26 protein-coding genes, 1 tRNA gene and 1 other RNA gene are annotated in these 26,474 nt (G+C 33.9%); 19 read left to right on the top strand and 9 right to left on the bottom strand.

Annotation, left to right across the window (positions count from 1 at the left end; genetic code table 11):
- Positions 1-13 precede the first annotated feature (13 nt).
- Entirely contained in the window at positions 14-805 is a 792-nt protein-coding gene (locus ACTJJ9_RS00235; protein WP_440768339.1) for a TIGR03943 family putative permease subunit, read from the top strand.
- A gap of 51 nt (positions 806-856) precedes the next feature.
- Here the strand turns inward: ACTJJ9_RS00235 and sufU are convergent, their stop codons facing one another.
- The 3 genes from sufU to dcd all read right to left on the bottom strand — a co-directional run bounded on the left by sufU (position 857) and on the right by dcd (position 2,395).
- Entirely contained in the window at positions 857-1,306 is a 450-nt protein-coding gene (gene sufU, locus ACTJJ9_RS00230; protein WP_145582412.1) for a Fe-S cluster assembly sulfur transfer protein SufU, read from the bottom strand.
- 44 nt (positions 1,307-1,350) lie between these two features.
- Positions 1,351-1,737, bottom strand: a complete 387-nt coding sequence (locus ACTJJ9_RS00225) for a (2Fe-2S) ferredoxin domain-containing protein (protein WP_145582411.1) — start codon at positions 1,735-1,737, stop codon at positions 1,351-1,353.
- Positions 1,738-1,822: 85 nt separating this feature from the next.
- Entirely contained in the window at positions 1,823-2,395 is a 573-nt protein-coding gene (gene dcd, locus ACTJJ9_RS00220; protein ID WP_145582410.1) for a dCTP deaminase, read from the bottom strand.
- Between the two features lie 187 nt (positions 2,396-2,582).
- Between dcd and ACTJJ9_RS00215 the strand changes: the two genes are divergently transcribed.
- Both ACTJJ9_RS00215 and ACTJJ9_RS00210 read left to right on the top strand, forming a co-directional pair.
- On the top strand, positions 2,583-3,782 hold the full coding sequence (locus ACTJJ9_RS00215) for a GTP-binding protein (protein WP_186324219.1): 1,200 nt from the start codon (positions 2,583-2,585) through the stop codon (positions 3,780-3,782).
- A gap of 83 nt (positions 3,783-3,865) precedes the next feature.
- Complete coding sequence (locus ACTJJ9_RS00210) at positions 3,866-4,795, top strand: CobW family GTP-binding protein (protein ID WP_440768338.1); 930 nt, start codon at positions 3,866-3,868, stop codon at positions 4,793-4,795.
- 183 nt (positions 4,796-4,978) lie between these two features.
- On the opposite strand, the gene ACTJJ9_RS00205 is transcribed toward ACTJJ9_RS00210, so the two are convergent.
- Together ACTJJ9_RS00205 and ACTJJ9_RS00200 are read right to left on the bottom strand one after the other, a co-directional pair.
- On the bottom strand, positions 4,979-5,455 hold the full coding sequence (locus ACTJJ9_RS00205; protein WP_145582407.1) for a YndM family protein: 477 nt from the start codon (positions 5,453-5,455) through the stop codon (positions 4,979-4,981).
- 107 nt (positions 5,456-5,562) lie between these two features.
- Positions 5,563-5,685, bottom strand: a complete 123-nt coding sequence (locus ACTJJ9_RS00200; RefSeq protein ID WP_095300919.1) for a biofilm-forming protein — start codon at positions 5,683-5,685, stop codon at positions 5,563-5,565.
- 152 nt (positions 5,686-5,837) lie between these two features.
- Between ACTJJ9_RS00200 and ACTJJ9_RS00195 the strand changes: the two genes are divergently transcribed.
- Both ACTJJ9_RS00195 and ACTJJ9_RS00190 read left to right on the top strand, forming a co-directional pair.
- Complete coding sequence (locus tag ACTJJ9_RS00195) at positions 5,838-6,656, top strand: SDR family NAD(P)-dependent oxidoreductase (RefSeq protein ID WP_145582406.1); 819 nt, start codon at positions 5,838-5,840, stop codon at positions 6,654-6,656.
- A gap of 18 nt (positions 6,657-6,674) precedes the next feature.
- A complete protein-coding gene (locus ACTJJ9_RS00190; RefSeq protein WP_145582405.1) occupies positions 6,675-7,832 on the top strand; it encodes a GNAT family N-acetyltransferase in 1,158 nt (385 codons plus the stop codon).
- 49 nt (positions 7,833-7,881) lie between these two features.
- Here the strand turns inward: ACTJJ9_RS00190 and ACTJJ9_RS00185 are convergent, their stop codons facing one another.
- The 3 genes from ACTJJ9_RS00185 to ACTJJ9_RS00175 form a co-directional block, all read right to left on the bottom strand.
- On the bottom strand, positions 7,882-8,574 hold the full coding sequence (locus ACTJJ9_RS00185; protein WP_145582404.1) for an LrgB family protein: 693 nt from the start codon (positions 8,572-8,574) through the stop codon (positions 7,882-7,884).
- Positions 8,571-8,939, bottom strand: a complete 369-nt coding sequence (locus tag ACTJJ9_RS00180) for a CidA/LrgA family holin-like protein (RefSeq protein WP_145582403.1) — start codon at positions 8,937-8,939, stop codon at positions 8,571-8,573. Before ACTJJ9_RS00180 ends, ACTJJ9_RS00185 begins: the two co-directional genes overlap by 4 nt.
- A gap of 128 nt (positions 8,940-9,067) precedes the next feature.
- Positions 9,068-9,940 carry a LysR family transcriptional regulator gene (locus ACTJJ9_RS00175; RefSeq protein WP_145582402.1) on the bottom strand — a complete coding sequence of 291 codons (873 nt, stop codon included), beginning with the start codon at positions 9,938-9,940 and terminating at the stop codon, positions 9,068-9,070.
- Positions 9,941-10,148: 208 nt separating this feature from the next.
- On the opposite strand from ACTJJ9_RS00175, the gene ACTJJ9_RS00170 reads away from it, so the two are divergent.
- From ACTJJ9_RS00170 to cobA, 8 genes are all read left to right on the top strand, one after another.
- On the top strand, positions 10,149-10,430 hold the full coding sequence (locus tag ACTJJ9_RS00170; RefSeq protein WP_145582401.1) for a hypothetical protein: 282 nt from the start codon (positions 10,149-10,151) through the stop codon (positions 10,428-10,430).
- 392 nt (positions 10,431-10,822) lie between these two features.
- Positions 10,823-10,966, top strand: coding sequence for a hypothetical protein (locus ACTJJ9_RS00165; protein ID WP_186324218.1), 144 nt, complete (start codon positions 10,823-10,825; stop codon positions 10,964-10,966).
- Between the two features lie 132 nt (positions 10,967-11,098).
- Positions 11,099-11,938 (top strand): pyridoxine/pyridoxal/pyridoxamine kinase, encoded by an 840-nt coding sequence (gene pdxK / locus ACTJJ9_RS00160; protein WP_145582400.1) that lies wholly within the window; start codon positions 11,099-11,101, stop codon positions 11,936-11,938.
- Positions 11,939-12,064: 126 nt separating this feature from the next.
- Positions 12,065-14,629, top strand: coding sequence for a DEAD/DEAH box helicase (locus tag ACTJJ9_RS00155; RefSeq protein ID WP_440768337.1), 2,565 nt, complete (start codon positions 12,065-12,067; stop codon positions 14,627-14,629).
- 19 nt (positions 14,630-14,648) lie between these two features.
- A complete protein-coding gene (locus ACTJJ9_RS00150) occupies positions 14,649-15,641 on the top strand; it encodes a DUF3231 family protein (protein WP_145582398.1) in 993 nt (330 codons plus the stop codon).
- Positions 15,642-16,061: 420 nt separating this feature from the next.
- Entirely contained in the window at positions 16,062-18,488 is a 2,427-nt protein-coding gene (gene nirB, locus ACTJJ9_RS00145; RefSeq protein WP_440768336.1) for a nitrite reductase large subunit NirB, read from the top strand.
- Positions 18,489-18,501: 13 nt separating this feature from the next.
- Complete coding sequence (locus ACTJJ9_RS00140; protein ID WP_095300908.1) at positions 18,502-18,822, top strand: nitrite reductase (NAD(P)H) small subunit; 321 nt, start codon at positions 18,502-18,504, stop codon at positions 18,820-18,822.
- 85 nt (positions 18,823-18,907) lie between these two features.
- Positions 18,908-20,356: a uroporphyrinogen-III C-methyltransferase gene (gene cobA, locus ACTJJ9_RS00135; RefSeq protein WP_145582397.1), complete on the top strand. Its 1,449-nt coding sequence runs from the start codon at positions 18,908-18,910 to the stop codon at positions 20,354-20,356.
- Between the two features lie 86 nt (positions 20,357-20,442).
- Here the strand turns inward: cobA and ACTJJ9_RS00130 are convergent, their stop codons facing one another.
- Positions 20,443-21,399, bottom strand: coding sequence for a GGDEF domain-containing protein (locus ACTJJ9_RS00130; RefSeq protein ID WP_095300906.1), 957 nt, complete (start codon positions 21,397-21,399; stop codon positions 20,443-20,445).
- 402 nt (positions 21,400-21,801) lie between these two features.
- Here ACTJJ9_RS00130 and ACTJJ9_RS00125 point away from each other — a divergent pair, with 402 nt between their 5' ends.
- From ACTJJ9_RS00125 to ACTJJ9_RS00100, 6 genes are all read left to right on the top strand, one after another.
- Complete coding sequence (locus tag ACTJJ9_RS00125) at positions 21,802-22,176, top strand: nucleotide excision repair endonuclease (RefSeq protein WP_145582396.1); 375 nt, start codon at positions 21,802-21,804, stop codon at positions 22,174-22,176.
- Between the two features lie 173 nt (positions 22,177-22,349).
- Positions 22,350-22,617, top strand: an RNA gene (gene ffs / locus ACTJJ9_RS00120) — signal recognition particle sRNA large type.
- Between the two features lie 13 nt (positions 22,618-22,630).
- Positions 22,631-22,703 (top strand) — tRNA-Ala (locus ACTJJ9_RS00115).
- A gap of 340 nt (positions 22,704-23,043) precedes the next feature.
- Positions 23,044-24,015 carry an AAA family ATPase gene (locus tag ACTJJ9_RS00110; protein WP_145582395.1) on the top strand — a complete coding sequence of 324 codons (972 nt, stop codon included), beginning with the start codon at positions 23,044-23,046 and terminating at the stop codon, positions 24,013-24,015.
- Between the two features lie 2 nt (positions 24,016-24,017).
- On the top strand, positions 24,018-25,139 hold the full coding sequence (locus ACTJJ9_RS00105) for a DUF58 domain-containing protein (RefSeq protein WP_145582394.1): 1,122 nt from the start codon (positions 24,018-24,020) through the stop codon (positions 25,137-25,139).
- Positions 25,129-26,463, top strand: coding sequence for a hypothetical protein (locus tag ACTJJ9_RS00100; protein ID WP_145582393.1), 1,335 nt, complete (start codon positions 25,129-25,131; stop codon positions 26,461-26,463). The genes ACTJJ9_RS00105 and ACTJJ9_RS00100 overlap by 11 nt, the downstream gene beginning before the upstream one ends.
- Positions 26,464-26,474 lie beyond the last annotated feature (11 nt).

Here is a 26,474-nt window from a genome sequence, read left to right as displayed (position 1 = left end):
GGAGAGACTGATCTTGACCCTACAAAAGAGACAAGGAATAAAAGCAATTATATTATTGCTATTCGCCAGTTTTATTTTTATTTTGCATCATACGGGGGATATTACTAACTTTATCCATCCTAATTATCTACATTTTAGTCAAATCGCTTCAATCATTTTCTTGATTCTTTTTTTCTTTCAAGTTCCCCGTATTTTTAAAACACTTGAAGCTGAGCATGATCATACTTACTGCAGTCCTTGGGGGTGTCATCATGAAGAAGAACAGTTTTCCATCAAATCATTAATATCGATTGGAATGATGATGATTACTCTTTTATCAGGTTTCATGATGCCTTATAAAACCTTTGGGGCTGATGAAGCACTAGTGCGTGGTATTCAATATTCAAGTTTCAATCATAAAAAGTCGGGGGATATTGACTTAGAGAATGAAAATATAGATAGGATTATGAATCGTCCTATTATTCGTTTAGATTATACAGGTTTTACTGATTATATGGGGATTCTTTCAAAATATCCAGCGGTTTTTGAGGGAAAACAAATAGAAATAGAAGGGTTTATTGCTGAAGACATGATGAAAAAACAAAAAGTGATTGCTAGATTTCAAGTTACCCACTGTGTTGCAGATGCACAAGCAAGTGGAATAATACTTACAAATAGCGATGAGCTTCAATTAATGGAGGATACTTGGGTACGAATCAAAGGCGTCTTGAAGGTTAAGGAAGAAAATCAACAGTATATACCAGCTATTCATGTGACCAGTATCGAGAAAATCGTTACGCCAAAAAATCCTTATATATATCTTTAGTTTCTTTACAAAGAGACAGTCCTAAGAATCTATGAGACTGTCCTTATTTTTCTATTTATTGTAAGATTTGTACTCTGCCTCGTCACTGAAAACTTTATCTAATGCTTGCCAAGGCATTAAAGCACAATTATGTCTTGCCTTTAATTGATGAACACCTTGTAAAGAGATACTATCCCCTAAATCAATTTTTTCGTTTGTGAGCTCTCCAGTTCGAATCAAATCTTCAAAAACATTTCTTAGTAATTTAATTTCCTTTAGTGATTTGTTTTGAATAAGCTCTGTCATCATTGAAGAGGATGCCATACTTATGCTACACCCTTCTCCAAGGAAGGATGCTTTTTTTACTAAATCATGTTCAACTTCAATAAAGAGGGTCATCACATCCCCGCAAGTTGGATTTTTGTAATAAACTTTTAAAATATTCTTACCAGATAATTCTTTGAAATTGCGTTTATGACGATAATGATCTAATATAACCTGACGATAAATATGATCCAGCATGACAAGTATTCACCTTCTTCCTGATAACCATTATTTTTCTCACATCATTTTGACACTTTTTTTACTTTATCCGGATCTTTACGAATCCCCGTCACAACTTCAGGTGAACGGTCAAATCCGTGATTATTATAAGAATGACTAATTTTCCCTGTATAATCTTTATTATCCAGAAGGGAATCAATAAAGATAGTTACATCCTCAGGCTTTAAGTCCTTATACCAATTTCCTTGTGGATAGTTAATAACGACACACTTATCATGGCATCTACCATTACATCTTGTTCGTGTTGTATGAATCATATCGTCTAAGCCTCTTATAGATATTTCCATCCGTAACTCCTGGGTCAAGTCTTCTGCTCCAACACGATTACAACTGCTACCATTACAGATAAGAAGATGATGAATAGTGTTACTTAAATTCCATGTTGCCATATTAAACTCCTCCTCGATAAAAGTCCTAACGACGAATAATGTAATATCATTTAAAACAAAAAGTCGATTCCTTTAAATTTTTGGCTTAATCAAACTCTTTAAATAACTTTGCAGGAAGATGCTGACGGATACATTCTTCATCTTTATGAATACGACTTTGAAATGCTCCGTTTTGTCCAACATACTTGCCGGAATATGGAGGAGCCTCAAGATCAAGCTCAGCAAAGACAAGTTGACAAACCCTCCTTCCGAAAGTTAACTCAATGGGGACTTGATTTGCATTATATAATTCTAGAGTGATATTTCCTTCAAATCCGGGATCTACCCATCCTGCATTTTGAATGAAAAGCCCGAGCCTCCCGATTGAACTTCTTCCCTCTACAAATGCTGTTAGGTTATTTGGGAGCTTAATCCACTCAAGAGTCGTCCCAAGGATAAACCCATGGGGAGGAATAAGAATTTTATCTTCGTAAAACTCTTTGTACTCAGCAGCTTTTTCTAATGATAGATATGGAACTGATGTTTCATCAATAGCTAAAAAGTGGTTTCCTAAACGCAAGTCTACAGAAGCAGGTTGAAATTGTGTTTCAGTAATAGGAGTAATTTTTATCTCATTATCAAATAATCTCCTTTTTATTGATTGATTGGAAAGAATCATTTTCTAAATACCTCCTAGGTTAATGCGAGAGAGGAAAACAATCTACCCTTGCAAAACGTAATCATTACGATTTATAATGAATAAAAATAATCTACCATTTTTTTTGAATCTGAACAAGTTCTTCTAAAGATTTTGCAATGATATTCGAAAATTTTTTTGAATTGACTTAAAAAAGGGAGGAAAAATCATGAAAAAAATACCTGTTACAGTCTTAAGTGGTTACCTAGGAGCAGGAAAGACAACGATTTTAAATCACATTCTTCAAAATCGCGAGGGCATAAAGGTAGCTGTCATCGTGAATGACATGAGTGAAGTAAATATAGACGCGGAAACCATTAAGCAAGGTGGAGGATTAAAAAGAACAGAAGAAAAATTGGTTGAAATGTCAAATGGCTGTATTTGTTGTACTCTCAGAGAAGACTTGCTAATTGAGGTTGAAAAGCTAGCGTTAGAGGGGAACATCGATTACATTGTCATCGAGTCTACAGGAATAAGTGAGCCTGTTCCTGTTGCTCAAACCTTTTCATATATTGATGAGGAGCTGGGCATTGATCTTACCCGTTTTTGTAAGCTTGATACGATGGTTACTGTTGTTGATGCGAATCGCTTTTGGAAAGATTTTAGATCAGGAGATAGCCTTCTTGATCGAAAAGAAGCTCTAAGTGAGGAAGACAACCGTGAAATAGCAGATTTATTATTGGATCAAATTGAATTTTGTGATGTTCTCATTATTAATAAATGTGATCTTGTAAGTGAAGAAAAATTGAGGCATTTAGAAAAGGTGTTACGCAAACTTCAACCAGAAGCACGAATAACTCGAACAAGTAAAGGCAAGATTCAGCCAAAAGAGATTCTTAATACAAATCTTTTTGATTTTGATAAAGCTAGTGAATCTGCAGGGTGGATAAAAGAGCTGACAATGGGACATAAGGAACATCAGCCTGAAACGGAAGAGTATGGCATTACATCCTTTGTTTATAAAAGAAGACTACCATTTCATAGTGAACGATTTTATCAGCTCATGCATTCACTTTCTCAAAATATTGTTAGGGTAAAAGGAATTGCCTGGTGTGCAACTAGAAATGAATTAGCTCTTTCAGTCTCACAAGCCGGACCGTCCATCCAAATAGAACCGGTTGCTTATTGGGTGGCAACCATGTCAATTGTTGAACAAGATTATATTTTAAGTGAAAATCCTCATATAAAAGCTGAATGGGATCCTGAATTTGGTGATCGCATGACTCAATTGGTTTTTATCGGTACAGATATGAATGAAAAAGAGGTATCCAAACAATTAGACGCTTGTTTACTAACTGGTGATGAATTTGATTTAGATTGGAAGTTGTTTAAAGATCCATTTCATTGGGATATTCCGAATAGAGCATAATGAGCCATTGTAAAAGCTAGCCACAGCAAACTTCATTCGCCAAACAGCATAACCATACTTATTTGATAAGAAGGAAGGTTCTTATGCAAGCAAATGTAGAAATATATATCCTAGCTGGATTTTTAGGCAGTGGAAAATCAACTTTATTGAAAAATTTTTTGATAGAGGAGAAAGAAAAAAACCGTAAAGTGGCGGTTTTGATAAATGAATTAGGAGAGTTATCCGTAGATTCTGGTATTATAGGGACGGATGTATCTATTAGGGAGCTTTTAAATGGATGCATATGCTGTACGCTGAAGGATGAATTGGAGATTCAGCTTTTGATGCTTTATCAGCAGGAACAACCAGACGTCATCTATATTGAAGCAACTGGTGTTGCTCATCCGATTGAAATTTTGGATGCATGTATGTCACCTGTTATTGCCCCTCATGTTCATGTGAAGTCGATTATTAGTGTCGTAGACTCAAAAAGATGGCTTGATCGCAACCAATTAAATAATCAACTTCAAAAATTAATCGAAGACCAAGTTAAATATGGGGATATAATATTATTAAACAAATCAGACTGTATATCAGCAGTTGAACGAGCGTATATCCAAGAAGAAATCACAAAAATAAACACAAGAGCACAACAATTCTTTACCACTTTCGCAGATGTACCTCTGTCTAAACTTAGAAGTAGTCGAGAGGATATGGGAAATTCAGATAACGAAACCGTACATGTTCATCATCACTTACATATTCAAGCAATGACCTATCAATTTCATAAGATGTTATCAAAGGAACGGTTCGAGACGTGGCTAAACAGTCTTCCACCTACAATTTATCGAGTTAAAGGGTTTGTTCGCTTTAAGGAGAATCCACTTATTCATGTAGTCCAATATTCATATGGTGTTCCTTATCTATTTGGACAAAAAATTAATTTTCCGGAAAATTTAGTCCTAATTGGAAGTGGATTGGATAAAAAGCAGCTAATGATGGAGCTGTCTGAACTCGAAACACTTAGTGAATAGAAATGTGAAATAAATTATACAAAGTGAAGAATAGAGAGGTATTCTATTAAAAAAGCTACAAGAAGCATTTATGGTTTGAAACTTTTTAAATATAATAACCATATAAAAATAAACAAGTATGTGAGGACAAAAGGGATATCTAAATGGGGAAGCAATTATCCACTAAGATAACCCTTTTGTTATTTATATGTTATTTTCATCTCTTGATTTAGGAAATCCTTGATTTTTATCAGCTTTCTTAATCGAGGTTAGTTCCTCAGATGCCTCTGCTTGATATTGAAGAGAATGATTCACTCTTTTTGTCTGATAGGAATCCTTGATTACCCTTGTAATTAAATATCTATGAAAAAAAGCTTCAAATAAGGCTATACCAGCTGCAGTTATGAAAGAAACTAGAAAGAGAAAATTATTAGCATTCGTTACATTTGCAAGGTAAAACCACGTAAGCAATAATGCCAAGGCAAAATCTGAACATGTTGCAAGTAGGTTACTCGTTCTAGCTAGGAGTAATAAATCACCTAAAATATAGGATATGACTCCTAATAGTAGAGAAAGGGTAAAAATATGAACAAATGAATAATTAAAGGCTAAGCCAAGAACGATAAATAACAGAAATAATGTACCAATAAATTTAATAACAACTGCCTTAATGTGATCCATCTTCTTATCATTCCTTTTTAAATGATGATCTTAATTGACGAATTTAAGTTAATAATCAAGTTCTGCATTAGTAAATTCGAAAAAGGACCACAGAATGGTCCCCATATTTACTTATTTTTTTTTGAACTTTTGTTTTGTTTGTTAGGACCCTCATTGCTGAAAGCCGATTCTGTTTCATGATCATTTCTTAATTGTTCAATACTAGAATTTTGAATCCCTTTTTTCGCCAACTTTTTCACCTACTTTTCAAAACAGTTTCATTATCGCTCGTTAGTATCTCACAATTCATGAAATTAATACAAAATCATTCAGTTCGTTTATAATAGAATAAAATGACAAATTACCAATAAATTTGAGCGGTATACCGAAACGAGGAGTAAAAATGAAGATTGCTTTAATAACCGGAGCGAATAGTGGAATTGGGTTTTATACGTCAATTGAATTACTTAAGGCAGGATTTGTTGTCGTTGCAACAATGAGGGATATATCGAAACAAGAAGCATTAGTGAAGGAAGTTGAACTACTTGGGCTAAAAAAAGCATTATATATCCAACAGATGGATGTAACAAAAAAAGAAGAGATTATAAATGTAAAAAGCATGATAGAAGAGAAATTCGGTAGCTTAGATATTTTAATTAATAATGCAGGCTACTGTCAGGGAGGTTTGTTAGAAGAGATTACTTATGATGAATGGGAGGCACAGCAAAAGACTAATCTACTGGGAACATTGCAGGTTACGAAAGTATTCCTTCCATTATTAGAAAAGAAAACTTCCTCTCAAATCATAAATATGAGCAGTGTTAGTGGTTTTTTTGGCTTTCCAGGAATGTCGGCCTATACATCCTCAAAATTTGTAATTGAAGGATTAAGCGAAAGCTTGAGATTAGAGCTACTCCCTAAACAAATCTTTGTTACTCTTATTGAGCCTGCATCATATAAAACGAAAATTTGGCAAAAGGGATTAGAAAATATTACTGCCCAGGGAGATGACTTTAAACAAAATCTATTTAAATATGCAAAAGCATCGGCAAATAACGGATCTGACCCAATTGAAGTCGCTCTATTAGTTGTTAAAATTTGTCAAACGAATAAACCTAAATTTCGTTATCCAATTGGGAAAGGTGCAAGAACTTTAGCTTTTCTTAAAAGAGTGCTGCCTTGGTCGATCATTGAAAAAATCGTATTAAATCGATTACGCTAAAAAATAGAGGAGATTCATATGGAAAATTCAGCTGTCACTCTTTATACAAAAGATAACTGGGAAAAACTAAAATGGGAACATTTCCAGGAAGGTCAGTTAATGAAAAGCTATTTTTTACCACTCCTAAAAAATAATACAAATAACTTAATTAAGAATGTACATACTTCTTTAGGATTTGTTGCAATAGATGATATTTTATTACCTTATACAGTAAACGAAGAGGAATATGATAATTCCTATGTCTGTTCACCATATAATCATTACATAACATATTCAAAAGAAGAATTATCGATGCTAAATAACAAGTTACTGGAAGCAATTTTTCATTTTTTGCTAGGATTGATTTCTAAATTTGCGAAAAAAATCGAAATCAATAAGGTTGTGTATATAAATAACTGGCTTATTTCAACAAATTTATCTCCAAGCCTTTCAAAGGAACAATTAGAATCGATCAAAAACACGATGCTAGCTAATTATCCTGATTACTTAATTGGTTTTCGTTCAATTAATGAAGGATTATACCCAAAAATGAAGGTGGACTTAGAAGCATTGCAATTTCAGTTGCTCCCGAGCCGCTTTGTTTACATTTCTAGGCCAGAGGAGATATTAAATGCTACTAAAAAAGTACGAAATACATTAAATCGAGATAAAAAATTACTAGATAAAAATGAATTTGACATCATACAACATGACGATTTTACAAAGGAAGATTTAATCCGTGCAAAACAATTATACGATAAATTATATTTAGAAAAATATTCTTATAACAATCCACAATTTACGGAAGACTTTATCCTTTCGACACATGCTGGTCGTGCATTAACATACGTAGGTTTAAAAAAAGACGGGGTATTAGAAGGAGTATTTGGATCGAAAATCTTTCAAAATATGATGGCAAATCCTGTCCTTGGCTATAATACTGATTTACCTAAAGAAAAAGGGCTATACAGAATCCTACGCTATTTAGCAGTCCAAGAATCGATAAACAATCAGCGGCTCTATCATCAAAGTGCTGGTGTTGGAAGGTTCAAATATGATAGGGGAGCAAAAGGCTATCCGGAATTTACAGCGATTTATATTGAGCATTTAGCAAAACGAAAACAATATTTTTGGAAATCCTTATGTTATTTATTGAATCGCTTTGCAATTAAAATCGTTGATAAAAAGAAATTATAAAGTAAAAAAAACGCAGTGAATCACTGTAAAACGATTCCTGCGTTTTTTATTAAATTTGGGCGATATTCATTAACGAAGGAATAAGCAAGCTTCCCCATCCCATCGTCAGGAGTGCCGCAAAAATCATTGCAAGAGTTGAAAATGTTCCTTCTTGTTCACCATATTCCATCGCTTTTGAAGTTCCAACTCCATGAGCACTCATACCTAATGCTAAGCCCTTTGCAATAGGAGACTTTATTGAGAGCCATTTAATTGCAAACGGCCCGATAATTCCGCCAATAACACCTGTCAAAATAACAAAAATTGTTGTAAGTGTTGGTAAGCCCCCAATTTCCTTCGATACTTCAATCGCAATTGGTGTTGTTATTGACCTCGGGATGATGCTAATTAGAAAATTTGGCGTTAATTTAAAAAGAATTGATAATGCCATTGACGAGAAGATCGCAACCAATGTCCCAACTGTAATACTTATCACGATATTTCCAATATATTTTTTAACTAAAGAAAAATGCTTATAAATCGGAATCGCAAACGCAACTGTTGCAGGTCCAAGCAAATGTGTAATACCCTTTGTAGCTTGAAGATAATAATCTGCATGTATATGAAACAGTGTAATAAAGGCAATAAGAATAATTGGACAAACTAACAAAGGATTAAGCAAGGGAAATGACCATTTTTTATAGCAGAATTTACTTATTTTATATATGACGAATGTCAATAATGTATACAAAATATAATTCATTTTGAAACACTGCCTTTTCTCGTCTGAATATAATCTGCTATATATGCAGTTACCGCCATGACAATAAAGGTACTTAAGCCAATTAATAAAATCGATTCTAACCCTTGTAAACTTAAGATTTCATCATAATTAACGATCCCAACAGCAGAAGGGATAAAGAATAACAACAATTCTGCTAATAGCCAATTTCCTCCTTTTTCAATCCACTCTAGCTTTACAATTCGTAAAAATAAGCATAATAGTAGGATAACAAGCCCAATCATTGAAGCTGGGATTGGGATATCTAGAAACTGCTTAATTGCAATTCCAAGGAAAAGAAAAACATGTATAAAAATGATTTGTAAGATAATCGTAATGATGTTCATTGATTATAACCATCCTTCATAAGAAGAAGCTAACGTTATACTTCTTAATTGATAATGATCATATTACTACGCATTCGATTATTCGTAAAATATATAATAATTATCACAAGTATAACCTTTGGTTATAATCATTTAGAAACAAAAAAATCAATAAATGTTCGAGCTGCATAAGATATATATTTATGTTTTTTTGTAATAACCGCTAGATTCCAAGGTGTAATAGGGTGTAAATTTATGATTTTCACCTGTTTATTTTCGACTCTATTACATATCGATTCCGGTAATATCGTTACACCTAAATTTGCACCAACCATTTCAACCATAAAATCCCATTGTGAGCTTTTAAATAATATTTTCGGCTCAAAGCCTTCTTGAATACATCTTTCCCACATAATGTCGTGAAGAGCGAAATCCTCGTGATAGAAAATAAATTCTTCATCCATTAATTCACTTAATTGAATTGTTTCACGACTCGCTAAAGGATGTTCATGATGTATTAATAACTTCATTTCATCTTCAACGATTGGGTATATATTAAATTCCTCTTCATCAACAGGTAAAACGGCGACACCTAATTCAAATTCTCCCTCCTCAACACTTTTTACAACCTTTGCGCCACCATATTCGGTTATCGTAATCGAAATATTTGGATAGACTCTATGGAACTCTGCCATAACACTCGGAAAGTACAAGCTTCCAATAATCGGTGGTAAGCCTATTCGAATCGATCCACGCTTCAAGCTTGTCAAATCATTTAAGGTTGTTGATAGCTCCTCAATTTGTGAAAGAATCTTTTGGGCATATTCCATAACGATGACTCCACCATCCGTTAATTCACTTGTTTTATTAGAACGAATAATTAATGTCATATCGAGCTCTTCCTCAAGACTTTTTATCATCTTACTTAATGCTGGCTGTGATATATGTAATGATTCAGCTGCCTTTGTCATACTTTTATGCTTCACAACTTCAAGAAAATAGGTTAATTGTCTCAATTCCATAATCTCACCTCTACTTTTCGTTTATTATAGCAATAAATATACAACCTGAGAAAAACATCCGATTATAGCTACCCAATAACAATGTTTTTTAGAATTTATTTGATGATTTTCACTTTTCTATAGAGAAAATTAGTTTATTTAGCAAATGTATAGTAAAATAGAGGAATGGTTTAAATTGTTTTACAAAAATTTTCTAGGGGGAACGTGTATGTTAACAAAAATAAGAAAAGTGAAACTTGAAACTTCCGGTAAAAATCCAAATTACCGAGTCGTCCTTGAATCTCCTGAAGGAAAAGAATTGTATATTCATTTTGATTATACATATAAAACAAAAACATTTTGGCCGTTAGAAGTCAATTACGATGGTAAGAAAAGAGGCGCAAAACTCGCCTGGTATACAAATGATATTGAAAAAATGACAGTAGCCGTCTTTTTAGAAAGAATCGCCAAGAAAATCAATAAAAAATACGGTTATATGTTAAAAGCATAATTGAAATCATTGTATGAAAATGAGAAAATTTATCTTTCCTTATTCTTTTTTGAAGATCATTTTTCTTAGAACTTTATAAATTAATCTCTTTATCCAATAACGATAGAGAGATTGTTTGTTCAATCATGTTCTTCCTATAACACTTGCTCTATATAAACAAATTTCTAAAGTTCCTACTATGAAAACTACATAAATTCAACACTAATTTCTCCAAAAATAAACTGTCGCAAATCTCATCTACCTTTTTAATCAACATCTTTTGAAGAAGCTTTAATTTATAACCTATAAATGTAACAGCTTTTGCCTCTTCCTTTTCAAAATTCAACTTTACCGAATGATATTTCAGATATTGTAGATACTAAAAACATCATTAAATAAAGGAGAAATAGCAAATGACAGAAAAAAATCGCCTTTCAGATCAAAATATTGATAGAACTTCAATAAAAAATCATCTAGCAAACGATAATGCATTTAGTGATAAAGGCTTACAAAACGCAGAAAAAACAAATAAAGCGGCCGGAAAGCGAAAATCGTGAAATAAACGAAAATTGTTCAAAGCAACTTTTTATTTGATTCGTGACTTTAATGGTGGAAAGAGTTATTATTATTTAATAATAGACTAGTAGCTTAATCTAATAGAGCTCTTAACAACCAGGGAGGAACATACGATGACTATGAAAAAAGCTTTAACAATTGCCGGATCCGATACTAGTGGTGGTGCAGGTATACAGGCTGATTTAAAAACATTCCAGGAGCTTGGAGTTTATGGGATGACATCGTTAACTGTTATTGCAACGATGGACCCAAAAAACAGCTGGCATCATAATGTATTTCCAATTTCTATTGATGCATTAGAAGCACAATTAGATACAGCACTTTCAGTAGGAATCGACGCTGTCAAAACAGGTATGCTTGGAACAGTCGAAACGATTGAGGTAGCAGCTAAAAGAATTAAAGAATCAGGGATAAATAATGTCGTAATTGACCCTGTAATGGTTTGTAAAGGTGAGGATGAAGTACTCAATCCTGAAACTGCAGATGCACTTCGTGAAGTCATGGTGCCAATTGCAACAGTTGTTACACCAAACCTTTTTGAAGCTAGTCAGCTAGCTAAAACAAGTCCAATTAAAACAATCGATGATATGAAAAATGCAGCAGTAAAAATAAATGAACTCGGTGCAAAATTTGTTATTATTAAAGGTGGAAGTAAACTACAGCACGATAAAGCAGTTGATTTACTTTTTGATGGTAACGAATTTACTTTATATGAAAATGAAAAAATCGATACGACTTATATTCATGGAGCAGGTTGTACATTCTCTGCTGCTATAACTGCTGAATTAGCAAAAGGAAAATCTGTTCTTGAGGCAATTGAAGTTGCAAAACAATTTATTACAGAAGCGATTCGTCACGGATGGAAGCTAAATGAATATGTAGGACCAACAATGCATGGTGCTTATCGTTTATATGGCGCTGGACGATTAGAATCAGAACAGCTAAATAAATAAGTCTTGAAAGGAGCCAAATTGGTTCCTTTTTCTTTTACTATATTAACGAAAATAATACATGATATCGAAATGAACAATAGAAACTATATAAAAACAGATATTCAATAAGATAAAAGGAAGATTTGCATGAATGAGCAGTTAATTTCTTATTACAACAAAGCGATTAAGCGAACGAAGGAAATGGCTTATCAGGATATATTTCATTATTTTGCAACGATGGAAGCAATCCCGACTTATGAGCAATATTTACGTGAAAGACGACAATATTTGGAGCAAATTTGGTTGAACGCATGGTTAAATTCAACAGTTAGTCATGTGTCTTACTCTGAGAAGAAAAGTTATTTATCGGCAAAAGGTTATGAGGTTGAAGGGATAAGCAAAAAGATAATTAACCAGATGTTTCGTAACGAACTAAGAGAAGTCAAACCATTTGATCTATTTAATTGGCTAGATGAGGAGTTTGTAAACAAACAGCAAAAATGGAATGAAAAATATAAAGAGGCCCGGAAATCATATATTGCTCAACAAAAGGCAAATAAGCAAAAGGAGTTAGAGCGTTCGTTTTATTTATCATTCCAAAATACAATTGAACAAATTGTTAAGGAAAAGTATGAGGAGTTATATCTCTATGTTCGATTCTTACTTGGCAGCAGGCTTGCAATCGAAATTGAGCAAAAAGGAATCCTTCTCCCAACAGAATGGATAACCTTTTCCGAATATTTAGATGAAGAATTCGCCTTTTCGGAAAGGAATTATCGATACTCTCATCATCTTTCTGAAAAATATGAAAGCATCATTACAAACGATATCATCGATTTCGGACCAAATTGGTTAAAAGAACAGCTCCCTAATCATATATTCTCGGAATACAAAACGACATTTCACCATGATTTATCTGATCATATTTTAAAACAATATTCGTTCGATTTATTCGTAGATGTTAGTCTAGAGTTATTTGATGATTTATTAGAGGAATATGTACAGGATCTTATAAAACTAATTGATATTCCATTTGAAATCGAAACACATAAACAAATACTAAAAGCAGATCAAAAGGAAAGAGATAGAAAAGAACTCGAGGAACAAGAAGCGATTAAACGCCAAAAAGAAGCAGAAGCAAAAATGATTGATGATATCTTTGGACGAGAATATTCCCCACCTGCAGGTCGAAATATTCAATACATTCTTCATGTAGGGGAAACGAACACCGGAAAAACATATCAGGCGATTAAACGAATGAAATCTGCCAATAGTGGGATTTATTTAGCTCCTTTACGATTATTAGCATTAGAAATATATGAATCGTTAAATGAAGACGGAATCCCTTGCTCCTTAAAAACTGGTGAAGAAGAAAAAACGGTCGAAAATGCTTCACATCTTTCATGCACAGTTGAAATGTTCCGTGAAAAAGATTATTACGATATTATTGTCATCGATGAAGCCCAAATGCTTGCAGATAGGACAAGAGGATTTTCGTGGTATCGAGCGATAACAAAAGCCAACGCAAAGGAAGTTCATATTATTTGTAGCTTTAATGCCAAGCAAATGATCTTAGAACTACTAGGAGACTCTCACATTGAAGTACATGAATATGTAAGAGAAACACCACTTGAGGTTGAATCAGCTACATTTAAGTTAGGACATACAAGGAAAGGTGATGCATTAGTCTGCTTTTCGCGGAAGCGAGTACTAGAAACAGCTTCTGATTTACAACGAAATGGTAAACAAGTAAGTATGATATATGGGAGTATGCCTCCAGAAACACGAAAAAAGCAGATGCAGCGGTTTATTAACGGTGAGACAACGGTAATCGTTGCAACAGATGCAATAGGAATGGGGTTAAATCTCCCTATTCGCAGAATTGTTTTTCTAGAAAATGATAAATTTGACGGTACGAAAAGGAGATTTTTAAGCTCTCAGGAAGTAAAACAAATCGCAGGTCGCGCCGGAAGAAAAGGAATTTATAATATTGGTAAGGTTGCATTCACAAATCATCATAAAATGATGACACGACTTTTACAACAAGAAGATGAACCGCTACAAGGATTCGCCATAGCACCTACAACATCAGTTCTTGAAAGATTCCAAAAATATTCACGAAAGCTAGGACTGTTTTTTTACCTATGGGATAAATATAAAAATCCATATGGTACAAAAAAGGCATCATTATCAGAAGAAAAGTTATTATACGAAATGATCGAGGATTCGATTATTGAGGCAAAATTATCCGTTCATGAGCTATACAATTTTTTACACTTACCTTTCTCATCTAATGAACCGACGTTGAGAGAGCAGTGGAAGCAAAAGCTTGAGGCGATCGTCGAAGGAACTGAGCTACCTGACCCTATTATAAAGGAATCAGGACTTGAAGAACTTGAGCTTTCATATAAATCTGTTGGCCTCCATTTATTATTTTTGTATAAACTTGAAAAAAGAACCGAAGCACATTATTGGGAAAGAATTCGAGAAGAGCTAAGTGATAAAATTCATGAAAAGTTAAAAACTGGAGTAGAAGTAAAAAAACGAACATGTATCGTTTGTCATAATCCATTACCTCGTCGCTTTAAATTTCAAATATGTGATGAGTGCCATCGTCAAAAACGAACAAGCAAACGAAATGGTAAAGAAATAAAATCTAATGTTCAAGGCCAGAATAGAATGTCACTAAAAGGTAAAAATAAGAGAAAATAATTTAAGGAGTTTTTCTCTAATGGGTAAACATTTAACATCTGCTGAAATAGGAAAGCTTTGGGTAACGTATATTGGGAATACGTTATCAAGACCCATCCTAACTTATTATTTGAAGAATACAGATGATCCAGATATTAAAAAGATCGTCAGTGACGCCTTATCATTATGTAAACAAATTATTCAAACGATTGAGAAGGTGCTTAAAGAAGAAAAGTATCCAATTCCAATTGGATATACGGATGCTGATGTTAACTTGGAAGCTCCTAGATTATTCGCAGACGATTTTTACCTCTTTTATTTAAGATACACTGGTAAGGCCGGAATGAGCATTTATGCAATGGCTATTCCTTTAGTTACACGAGAAGATTTACGAAATTTTTATATTGATACATTAAATTCAACAATGCAGCTTATTGTGGAAATTGATAGTGTCTTAATGAATAAAGGACTTTTATCGAAACCACCAGTTATTCCAGTAATGGAAAAAGTCGATTTTATTAAAAAGCAAAATTATTTAAATGGATTTTTTGGCAATGTGCGTTCCCTACATGCATTAGAAATTGCCCATCTTTATGATAACCTTGATAGTAATGTAGCCAGTAGAGCATTACTTATTGGATTTAGTCAGGTAGCAGAAAGCGAAAAGGTCCGTCAGTATTTACAGAGAGGAAAAGAAATAACATCTAAACATATTAAGCATAGCTCTGAACAACTTCATAAGGACAATTTACCATCACCACCGATTTTAGACCATTTAGTAACGACATCAACCATTTCACCATTTTCAGATAAGCTCATGCTAAGTCATAAAATTGATATGTTTTCGATGAAAATTAGAACATATGCAAATGCTTTATCATTAAATGGCAGACGAGATATAGGTGCTATGTATGGTCGTTTTATAATGGATATTGGCAAATATGTCGAGGATGGAGCAAATATAATGATTGACCAAGGCTGGATGGAGCAACCACCAAAAGCTGCAAACCGTGAGTCATTAAGCAAAGATTAAAAGTGGATGTAGCTTTGAAGTTTAAAAAGTACGTTTAGTCTTTATACCCATTAAATAACAATTGTCACAAGGAAGTCGAACGTATATGGGGTTGTCTTTATTTATTGACAATAATTACGCATGTTTAAATAAAGTTTAAAGATTTTTCTTCCTAAAAGTAGCATGTTCGAGGTTCAGGTTACTTCGTACATGCTACTTTTTATATTCACCTTACTAGACCGCTTAATGTTATTTAAAGCCAATGCCATATGGAAATACCGTATTTAGAAATCGACTTTCAAATACCACCAGATCTTTAATTAGAATGTGATTTAAATCACAGAGTTTCCAAACGAAATTTTATACAATAAAACCATCATTAAAGAAAGACATTAAGGGCAAACAAACATGTGAAACATTGAGCAAAATGGAGGTTATATGATGGTTAAGCAAAGGCTAGTTATGATCGGAAACGGTATGGCAGGTGTTAGGACAATTGAAGAAATCCTTAAGATACGTCGAGAGCAATTTGATATCACAATATTCGGTAAGGAGCCACATCCAAATTATAACCGCATCCAATTATCGACTGTTTTACAAGGTGATACGACGATAAACGATATTATATTGAATGATTGGAATTGGTATAAGGAAAATAACATTACACTATTTACAGGAGAGGAAATTGTTCAAATAGATGCTGAAAGAAAAATTGTCATTTCCGATCTTGGCCGTGAAACAGTCTTTGACAAATTAATTTTTGCAACAGGCTCTTCACCATTTATATTACCGATACCTGGAGCTGAAAAAAACGGAGTTACTGGTTTTCGGGATATACAAGACTGTGAAACTATGATTCAAGTCGCGAAAACGAAAAAAAGAGCAGTTGTCATCGGTGGCGGTCTACTAGGTCTTGAAGCTGCAAGGGGGTTATTAAACCTCGGTATGGAAGTGGATGTCGTACATCTATTGGAAACTTTAATGGAAAAACAGCTTGATGAGACAGCTTCTAACATGCTTGAAAAGGAACTTTCACGTCAAGGTATGAATTTCCTTAAAGGAAAACAAACAGCTGAAATTACCGGTAATGACCGAGTAGAAGGTGTTCGCTTTACTGATGGCACGGAGGTAACTGCAGATCTAGTCGTAATGGCAGTTGGGATTGTCCCAAGTATTAAACTAGCAAAAGAGTGTGGAATCTATACGAATCGTGGAATTGTCGTAAATGATTTTATGGAAACATCTATTAAGAATATCTTTGCAGTAGGAGAATGTGCTGAACACCGAGAAATTGTATACGGCTTAGTCGCACCATTATACGAACAAGCAAAAGTATTAGCTAACAAAATATGTGGAGTAAATAATACGAAACGTTACGAAGGCTCTTTTACTGGAACGCAATTAAAGGTAGCAGACGTCAACTTATATTCTGCAGGGGAAATTTTTGAGGATAACACAACAAAAGCAATAAAAGTTCACAATGAATTTGATGGAATATACAAAAAAGTCCTCATCCGTGACAAGCATATTGTCGGGATTGTCCTATATGGAAATACAGATGATAGTACACGGCTATTTAGAATGATGATAAAACAAGAAGATATTCATGATATGACGAATATTGCCTTCCTTCAAGCTGAAGGAGCGAAAGCGGAAGCCACCGATGTATCATCAATGCATGACGATGAACTAATATGTGGATGTAATGGTGTAACAAAGGGCACTATTGTCTCTGCCATTCATTCACATGGATTAACATCAGTTGCTGAGGTAGGAAACTGTACAAATGCTGGACGCTCATGTGGTCGTTGTAAACCACTAATCAGTACCATTCTTGAACACACACTAGGTGAACAATTTGATAGTTCAGCACTAAAGGAAACGATTTGTAGCTGTACTACTTATAGTCGTGAAGAGATCATTGCAGAAATTCGTGATAAGAGATTAACAAATGTAAAGGAAGTCATGCACGTACTTGGCTGGAATCAGATTGAAGGCTGTTCAAAATGTCGCCCAGCACTAAATTACTATTTAGGAATGATTTATCCAGACTATCATGATGACAGAGATTCTCGTCTTGTAAACGAGAAAATACATGCGAATATCCAGAAGGATGGAACGTTCACAGTTGTTCCAAGAATGTATGGTGGTGTTACAAATGCAGAGGATCTTCGTAAAATTGCTAATGTAGCAGAAAAATACGAAATTCCACTAGTGAAGCTTACCGGTGGACAGCGGATTGCGTTAATGGGTGTAAACAAAGAGGATCTACCAAATATTTGGCAGGAATTAGGTATGCCTTCTGGCTATGCATATGGGAAGACGCTCCGTACTGTAAAAACATGTGTTGGATCTCGATTCTGCCGCTACGGGACCCAAGATTCAATGGGATTGGGAATAGAGCTAGAAAAAAGATTTGAACGGTTAGATACACCACATAAAGTTAAAATGGGTGTGTCAGCTTGTCCAAGGAATTGTGCAGAATCAGGAATTAAAGATGTTGGGATTGTTGGAATTGATGGAGGCTGGGAAATTTACGTAGGTGGTAATGGCGGAACAGATTTAAGAGCGGGTGAGTTGCTCGTAACAGTGAAATCTAAAGAAGATGTATATAAGATTGTAGGTGCATATCTTCAATATTATCGTGAAACTGCCACTTATCTTGAACGTACCTCAAAGTGGATAGAGCGTCTTGGCTTGAATCATATAAAAGACATTTTAGCAAATGAGAATATGGTCAAAGGTTTAAATACACGACTTAACAAGACACTAGAGCGGTACAATGATCCATGGAGTCTTGCAATAGTAAATCCAACAATCCGTGAGAGCTATTATGCAAAACAAACAGTAAACGTACCAGCTGAATAAAGGAGGGAGTTTTATGAGCAACCTAAAAACAAAGGTGGAGATCGGATCATATTCAAAACTGCCGACAGGTGTTGGACAGACGTTTCAAATAAATGAGGCGGAAATCGTATTATTTAAGTTATCAAACGGTGATGTAAGAGCGCTCGAAAACAAAAGTCCCCATCCAAAAGGTGGCACGCTTTCAGATGGACTTGTAAGTGGAGAATTTGTCTACTGCCCTGTCTATGATTTGAAAATATCACTAATCGATGGATGTGTCCAACCACCTGATGAAGGGTCTGTTAAAACGTATAGCATAAGTATTGAAGACGATATTGTTTCAATTACGATATAAGTAAATAGGATTGAAGAAAATGCAAGGGAGCGAATAATTTGCTCCCTTCTTATGTTAACCATTATGGATAAAAGGAGATAAGAAAATGAGTCAAGGGAAGGTGTATTTGGTAGGAGCTGGACCAGGAGATGAAACTCTCATTACGCTTAAAGGAAAAAATGTCTTAGAAAAGGCAGATGTCATCCTCTATGACCGTCTCATAAATCCCATGCTTTTACAATATGCTACAGATAGATGTGAGTTTATATATTGTGGAAAGTTACCTGATAGACATATATTGCGCCAGGAAAAAATAAATCAATTACTTGTTCACTTTGCCAACCTTGGTAAAATTGTCGTTCGTCTAAAAGGTGGAGATCCTAGTGTATTTGGTCGAGTTGGAGAAGAGGCTTACGAATTAGCATCACATAATATTTCTTTTGAAATTGTTCCTGGAATTACTTCAGGTATTGCAGCACCTAGCTATTCAGGAATTCCTGTGACTCATCGTGAATATGGGGAAAGCTTTGCGCTTATTACAGCACATAATAAATCAAGTACTGGTAAACCAAAAATTGATTGGAAGTCACTAAGTAATGGAATTGATACGATTGCCTTTTACATGGGGATCGCAAATTTACCTTATATTTGTGAAAGCCTACTAAAACATGGAAAACCTGCAGATACACCCGTAATATTGATTCAATGGGGAACGATGGGGAAACAAAAAACATTACAAGGAACATTAGCGACAATTGCAAAAAAAGCAGAGAAAGCAGACATTAGTAATCCTGCAATAACATTAGTTGGCAATATAATTGAATTAAGAGAAAAAATTAACTGGTTTGAAAAAGAACCACTGTTTGGTAGACAAATATTACTTGCTCAATCAAGTATATATAGAAATAAGCTTGCTGCTCAGCTAAGAGAGCTTGGAGCTGATGTCGTAGAAATACCAAAACTAAAAAAAATAAGTGAGATGACTAAGATAAAACAAACAATTTTGTCTAAGATTGAGAAATATGAAACATTTATCTTCACTTCACTTGAAGCGACCGAACAATTTTTTCTTGATCTGCTTTTGGAAAAAATCGATATCCGATCAATTAAAGCAAGATTTTATAGCATAAACGAGGAAGTATTAGTTGAATTAACGAAAAGAGGATTTACAGCTACAGGGCTGGATAGGATAAATAGTCATGAAAATATGTTAATCATTGGAGAGAACAAGGATGCTATAAATGGTGAATTATATGCAACACATCGAGTTGCAATAGATAGCCGATTTGACCAAATATATAGAAGATTGGTTGAAGAGACTAATTATGACACCATTATCTTTCCAACTCATTTATCTGTTAACCTATTCAATGATTACGTAAACACATTATTAAATTGCGGGGACTCATTCTACAACGAAAAACAAGTTATCAGTATAGGGGACGAGACATTTATAGAAGCAAAACGAAATAATATTTCTTCAAAAAGAATACCTAATAACATTAATATAAATGTTCTACAAGAATATTTTATTAATCATACAGAAACTAAATAAAATAGTGGGTGCTTTTCTTTATTAAGTTCTTTTACGACGTATTGAAAACACCCGCTCGACACCTTTTAAATGCTTGAATTTATTAATTAATGCCTTATGCACAAGGAATCATCCATGTAGCAGCTATTTTGAACCCGCTTGCAATATTTCTTTATTTTTGTGGCATTTGCTACAATTTCCTCAACTGAGCGGTACTGTTTATTTTGCCGAGAAATAACCGCAATGGAAATCGCAACAAGAGGAATTTTTTCTACCTTACCTAATCTGTTTTCGGCGGTAATAAACCCTTGTGAAAAATGCTCTTCTGTATAGAAATGACGAATCAGCTTATCAAAATCCTGGATGATCTGTTCACAAACATTTTGATATGAATGGTTATATAATATAGCAAGAAAATCATCCCCACCGATATGACCAAGAAAATCAGAAGTACCGTTTAAATGATGCTTTAAAAGTGCTGCAGTTTCTTGAATCATTTGATCGCCTTTTGAAAATCCATAGATATCGTTATATGTCTTAAAATGATCTAAATCAATATATAGGACAGAGAACACAGTTTCCTTTAATGCTTCATGTAATTTTTCATTTATAATTTGGTTCCCCGGTAGCCCAGTAAGTGGATTCATATAGGTTGCTATTTTTGATTGAACCTTTGCTAATGTTATTAAAAGCGTACGAATACTAACAACTCCATGATAATATCCATCTTTCGTAACGATTATATAATCATAAAGTTGCTCTTCTTTTCTCTTCATCGCTCGTTCACTTACGTCAGTAATTGATTGGTAATAATCAACACATAATATATTTGAATTCATTAATAAGCGTACTGTTCTCCCCATGTAAAGATTATAACCGTATAATGTACCGAGTTTTTGATAGAAGCTCGTTCTTGTAATAAGAGCAATCGGTATTTCATTTTCTGTAACAACTATTCCTTGTGTACTGGAATCCTCTGTAAATAGTTGGTCAACAATTTGATTCGATGTGGAAGCATTCACCTTTGGAACAATTTCAGAAATCTCTCCAATGAATATATTCATCTTAATCTCCTTGTGATACTCGATTATAAAAAGATTTTTATAAAAAACAATATTCTAGTTATTTTTAGATAGGTTAGATCTAACACACAGAGAAAAACTACTTTTTCTTTATACTTACGTGCATTTTAATGTTTCATAGCAGTGATAAAAAACTAGTAACAAATCAATCCTTTTGCTTGCTTTTTCTCACAAATCAATTTTACCGATTATTGTATTATTATGGAATTATTTTTTATTATTAATTTTAATCTACAAATATAAAGGAAATATTAACCATATGTAAATCTTACCATGAATTGTCGACAAAAGCTTTTTAAAGATTTTTAAATAAATATAAAAATCATTGTAAATTATATAAATTAAAGATATAGTTTTATGGATACTCAAAAAGGAAGTGTTCCGATGATTAAAATTGAAAAACCGCAAGCAGACGTCGCTATTTTTAAAAGAAAACAGCAACAAACTGAAAATGAACCCGTTATACCATCTATTCAAGGATTTATCGATCTTCATAAAATTCCTAGAGATAAAGGAGGAATCATCTTATTTTTTAATCGGTACGATGAATTATTATTTGTCGGTAAGGCTAGAAAACTGAGACAACGAGTTAAAAAACATTTGGAGGATAACGTTTCACCTTTAAAGGAACATAGAGGAGACATACATAAAATTGAAGTTAGTATTGTTGAAGATCCAATGGAACGAGAAATTTACGAGACATATTTGATTAACAAATTACATGCAAAATATAATGCAGATAAGGTATTTTATAAGTAATTGTTAACATAAAATCTCATAAAGGATTAGCATTATACCCATTACATAAATTACCATATCATTCAAATAAGCTTTCATGATATAGTATTAATGTAATAGCTGATGGTAAGGATTCAAAACTTACATTGTACTATTAGTGGAATACAAACATACTTTACTCATCATCATACATACCGTGCTAGATGGGGAGCTGGCGGTGCCCTTTTACCCGCAATCCGCCTTAGCGGGGTTGAATTCCTTTTCAGCGGTATGGTTTAGGTAAGGATTGCCTTTAGAAAAGCAGTGATGACAGTTGGGGTCCGCGCAACAGAAGTCTATGAACCTGGTCAGGCCTGGAAGGGAGCAGCCATAAGTAGAACAATCTGTGTGCCGCTGGGTAGCCCTGATCGAGCCGGCTCCTAAAGTAACACTTATCTATCCATATCAATGTAAGGTGCACGGTTTAAAATATTTTGGGGCCTTAGCTCAGCTGGGAGAGCGCCTGCTTTGCACGCAGGAGGTCAGCGGTTCGATCCCGCTAGGCTCCATACATACTTATAAAAAACTACGAGGCATATTTTTGAATCGTAGTTTTTTTGCTATTTTAGGCTTTTTGTTCTTTTTTTCATTGCTAAATTAAAGAGAGCAATAAACCGAAATTTCTCTTAGGTTTTAGGCTTGCATTATTTTCTTCAAATTCAAACAGACACTTATCAGTTTATTATCAAATAAAAAGTACTGTTATTTATTCTTGAGTTTATTACAATAAATGTATACGATTCTTTTTATACACGTTATAATGATAGCGATTACATTGGAATATAGTTAAAATAAGGTAATAGTATTTTAAATTTATAGTGTTCTTCTCACTTAAAGGGGGATAAAGAAATGAACTTAGCAGATATACATTATCTTGCACAAAAGATGAAAGAAACGATTCAAAGAGTTGTCATCGGAAAAGATGAACAAATCAACCATTTACTCATTGCACTAATCTCATCAGGGCATGTGCTTTTAGAGGACGTTCCAGGAACAGGGAAGACATTGCTAGCAAAAACATTAGCAAAGTCGTTGTCATGCAGCTTTAATCGGATTCAATTTACACCAGATTTGCTACCAACTGATATAACAGGAATGAATTTTTATAATCAGAAGGAGGGGGTATTTGAATTTAGACCTGGCGCTATTTTTTCAAATATTGTCCTTGCAGATGAATTAAATCGCGCAACTCCTCGAACACAATCAAGCTTACTTGAATGTATGGAAGAACGACAAACAACAATAGATGGACATACATATCAATTAAGACGCCCCTTCATGGTCATCGCAACACAAAATCCAGTAGAAAACCACGGAACCTTCCCATTACCTGAGGCTCAGCTCGATCGTTTTTTACTAAAGATTCAATTAGGGTATCCAACGAAAGAAGAGGGATTACATATATTAAAACGATTTAAGAATGTGAATCCATTAGAAGATATCGATTCTATCGCAAGCACAGAGGAAATACTTGCTGCACAAGACTTATATTCTAGTATTTATGTCAGTGATGATGTTCTTTTATATATTATGAATATTGTCGAAATGACTAGAGCACATTCCGCAGTCGAATTAGGTGTAAGCCCTCGTGGAAGTCAAGCATTATTAAAGGCAATTCAAGTATTAGCGATATTAAAAGGAAGAGATTATGTTAGTCCAGATGATGTGAAAGAAATGGTGAAACCAGTTCTAGGTCATCGGTTACTTTTGAAGTCTGTAATAAGAGCTAAATTTACTAAAGTTGAGAGTATATTAGACGAAATTATTAGTTCTGTGCCAGTTCCAACAGAAAAAGCTCTCACGAAAGGTGTCCATCAGTAAATATGAGTATCTCCTGGTTTATCATTATTACTTGTTTAATCGCATTAATTCAAAGCATTATTTTCAATAAGTGGGGGTTATCAAGGGTCAAATATCAACGGTTCTTTAATAAAGAAGCAGTGTTTGCTGGTGAAGAAATTGAAATGATTGACCAAATTTCAAATCATAAATTACTTCCAATTCCATGGCTTAGATTAGAATCAAAGATTGATAAGCAATTACAATTTTTAAAGAAACAGGATCAAGAAATTGAAATTCATAGTGAAGAGTTTCATCGAACTTTATTTAGTCTTTTACCGTTTCAAAAAATAACAAGAAGGCATAGGGTACGTTGTAATAAACGAGGATATTATGAGCTTAAATCTGTTTCTTTGACAATTGGTGATGTCCTTGGTCTTGGGGAATCCTTTCATCATGTCGATGCTGTAGCTACTGTAATTGTTTACCCTGAAATTATCCCAACTGATGACATTCCTTTACCTTCTCATAGCTGGCTTGGTGAAATTTCCGTTAGAAGGTGGATTATAGATGATCCATTTATTATAGCAGGTGTTAAAAAATACGCTTATGGTGACCCAATGAATAGTGTCAATTGGAAGGCAACTGCACGTACCAATAGTTTACAAGTGAATAAGCGAGATACGACTGCAGATCATGAGTTAATGATATATGTGAATTTTGACGAGTCAGAGGACATTTGGATGCCGATACAAAATATGGAACTTATCGAGAAGGCTATATCCTATGCAGCTTCTATTGCTCATTACAGTATTTCAAAAGGGATTCCAACTGGTTTTGCCTGTAATTCCTATTTGGTCGAGCCATTTCGAGAAAATCTTGATAGTAATATTAAAAAACCGATTCGAATTGAACCGAAAAATGGAACAGAGCAATTAACCTTTATATATGATACGATGGCTAAGCTTTGCATGGATAAAAGCATTAGTTTTAATCATTTATTAAAGGAGGAACTACATAATCGAACGAACAATGATATTCTTATCATTACATTCATCATGACGGAAAGCATGGAGGAATCAATTCGCATTCTTGAAACAGAAGGAAACAAAGTGGAAATCATGGTTGTTGATGAAGAGATAGAAGGTGAAAAAGATGAAAAATAATTTATATGGAATTTTGCAAAAGGGAAGTTATGCAGTAATTGAATTCATCCTAGTTTTCCCGGTACTAGTTCTTATGGGAATTTACACTGTTACGGATTATTTTTTGTTCTGGCTAGCAAGTTTACCTACATTCTTTAGTATTGGGTATTTATTTTCAATGCTATTTAATAACAAAATTAAAACACGGTTTATCTATATGGTTCTTATGATTATGATAAGCGTACTCACTTCGCTTCTATTTAGTGACCATTTCATTACGACCATTATTATTTCACTAGTCTATATATTCGTTTTATATCGCAGTAAAGCCTACTACGATAAATCATCTGAGGATTTACTGACCAATTTCACATTATGGGTCATTGGTCTTCCAGTGTATTTTTTTGCTTATTTTATTTATCGTTACTTCGAAGCACTTAATCCATTTCAAAATATCATCACATGGAGTGGGGTACTTTTCATCATCATTACATTATTTCTATCAAATCGTGGTACATTAAAAGCTTCCACCCTAGCGAAAAGTAAAAAAACAAAAGTATCTAAGACGATTAAGAGAAAAAATTATGTTTACATCATAATTATGTTTGGAATCATCTTGTTAGTAACAAACTTTGGTATTGTAAAATCTTTGTTCTATAAAACAATTTCATTATTTATCTCAGGGATTCTTTCATTTCTTTCTTTGTTTAATCATGAGAGCGAACCGATTCAAAAACGTCCCCAAGCTAATGAGCAACCTTTTCCTGTTTTAGAAGCTGGAGAACCTTCGACATTAGCAGTTATCCTTGAAAAGCTCATGTACATAGCCTTTTATATAATCGTAACGCTACTTATCATCGCTTTAATAATATATGGTGGAAGAAGGATAGGCCATATTATAAGAACCATTTATAAGTGGCTAATGAAACAAATTAGTAAATTTCTTAATTTAAGTGAACCATTTCCACCAGAATTCCTCGAGTATATTGATGAAAAGGAAAGTTTACTTGATTTAAATAAGCTTCAATCAAAAGTAAAAGAGAAAGTAAAAGGATTATTTCGTAATCGATTTTATCAGCAACCAAAATGGGAGGAACTATCCGATCATGAGAGGGTGAGATATGCATATAAGCAACTTGTTAAAAACCAAATCCTTCAAGGTTATCAATTTCAACCATCCAACACATCAACTGAAACATTAAACGATATCATTATGCGTGTCGAAAGCAAGAGACCTGAGTTAAATACCTTAATAAAAAGCTATAGTAAAGCTAGATATGGAAACAAACCATTAAGCTCTGATGAGGTAGAGATTGTTAAAGCATTATTCAACTCACATTTATAAATGAATGTTTA

Source organism: Metabacillus sp. 22489, from assembly GCF_052044855.1.
Taxonomy (GTDB): Bacteria; Bacillota; Bacilli; order Bacillales; family Bacillaceae; genus Metabacillus; species Metabacillus niabensis.
The sequence above is the reverse complement of the archived record's forward strand: the minus strand, read 5'-3'. Positions and strand labels throughout refer to the sequence as shown.

Excerpts from the sequence above, each read along its gene's own strand:
- sufU (WP_145582412.1), bottom strand. The coding sequence starts at position 1,306 with ATGCTGGATCATATTTATCGTCAGGTTATATTAGATCATTATCGTCAT.
- ACTJJ9_RS00225 (WP_145582411.1), bottom strand. The coding sequence starts at position 1,737 with ATGGCAACATGGAATTTAAGTAACACTATTCATCATCTTCTTATCTGT.
- dcd (WP_145582410.1), bottom strand. The coding sequence starts at position 2,395 with ATGATTCTTTCCAATCAATCAATAAAAAGGAGATTATTTGATAATGAG.
- ACTJJ9_RS00215 (WP_186324219.1), top strand. The coding sequence starts at position 2,583 with ATGAAAAAAATACCTGTTACAGTCTTAAGTGGTTACCTAGGAGCAGGA.
- ACTJJ9_RS00210 (WP_440768338.1), top strand. The coding sequence starts at position 3,866 with ATGCAAGCAAATGTAGAAATATATATCCTAGCTGGATTTTTAGGCAGT.
- ACTJJ9_RS00205 (WP_145582407.1), bottom strand. The coding sequence starts at position 5,455 with ATGGATCACATTAAGGCAGTTGTTATTAAATTTATTGGTACATTATTT.
- ACTJJ9_RS00195 (WP_145582406.1), top strand. The coding sequence starts at position 5,838 with ATGAAGATTGCTTTAATAACCGGAGCGAATAGTGGAATTGGGTTTTAT.
- ACTJJ9_RS00190 (WP_145582405.1), top strand. The coding sequence starts at position 6,675 with ATGGAAAATTCAGCTGTCACTCTTTATACAAAAGATAACTGGGAAAAA.
- ACTJJ9_RS00185 (WP_145582404.1), bottom strand. The coding sequence starts at position 8,574 with ATGAATTATATTTTGTATACATTATTGACATTCGTCATATATAAAATA.
- ACTJJ9_RS00180 (WP_145582403.1), bottom strand. The coding sequence starts at position 8,939 with ATGAACATCATTACGATTATCTTACAAATCATTTTTATACATGTTTTT.
- ACTJJ9_RS00175 (WP_145582402.1), bottom strand. The coding sequence starts at position 9,940 with ATGGAATTGAGACAATTAACCTATTTTCTTGAAGTTGTGAAGCATAAA.
- ACTJJ9_RS00170 (WP_145582401.1), top strand. The coding sequence starts at position 10,149 with ATGTTAACAAAAATAAGAAAAGTGAAACTTGAAACTTCCGGTAAAAAT.
- ACTJJ9_RS00165 (WP_186324218.1), top strand. The coding sequence starts at position 10,823 with ATGACAGAAAAAAATCGCCTTTCAGATCAAAATATTGATAGAACTTCA.
- pdxK (WP_145582400.1), top strand. The coding sequence starts at position 11,099 with ATGACTATGAAAAAAGCTTTAACAATTGCCGGATCCGATACTAGTGGT.
- ACTJJ9_RS00155 (WP_440768337.1), top strand. The coding sequence starts at position 12,065 with ATGAATGAGCAGTTAATTTCTTATTACAACAAAGCGATTAAGCGAACG.
- ACTJJ9_RS00150 (WP_145582398.1), top strand. The coding sequence starts at position 14,649 with ATGGGTAAACATTTAACATCTGCTGAAATAGGAAAGCTTTGGGTAACG.
- nirB (WP_440768336.1), top strand. The coding sequence starts at position 16,062 with ATGGTTAAGCAAAGGCTAGTTATGATCGGAAACGGTATGGCAGGTGTT.
- ACTJJ9_RS00140 (WP_095300908.1), top strand. The coding sequence starts at position 18,502 with ATGAGCAACCTAAAAACAAAGGTGGAGATCGGATCATATTCAAAACTG.
- cobA (WP_145582397.1), top strand. The coding sequence starts at position 18,908 with ATGAGTCAAGGGAAGGTGTATTTGGTAGGAGCTGGACCAGGAGATGAA.
- ACTJJ9_RS00130 (WP_095300906.1), bottom strand. The coding sequence starts at position 21,399 with ATGAATATATTCATTGGAGAGATTTCTGAAATTGTTCCAAAGGTGAAT.
- ACTJJ9_RS00125 (WP_145582396.1), top strand. The coding sequence starts at position 21,802 with ATGATTAAAATTGAAAAACCGCAAGCAGACGTCGCTATTTTTAAAAGA.
- ACTJJ9_RS00110 (WP_145582395.1), top strand. The coding sequence starts at position 23,044 with ATGAACTTAGCAGATATACATTATCTTGCACAAAAGATGAAAGAAACG.
- ACTJJ9_RS00105 (WP_145582394.1), top strand. The coding sequence starts at position 24,018 with ATGAGTATCTCCTGGTTTATCATTATTACTTGTTTAATCGCATTAATT.
- ACTJJ9_RS00100 (WP_145582393.1), top strand. The coding sequence starts at position 25,129 with ATGAAAAATAATTTATATGGAATTTTGCAAAAGGGAAGTTATGCAGTA.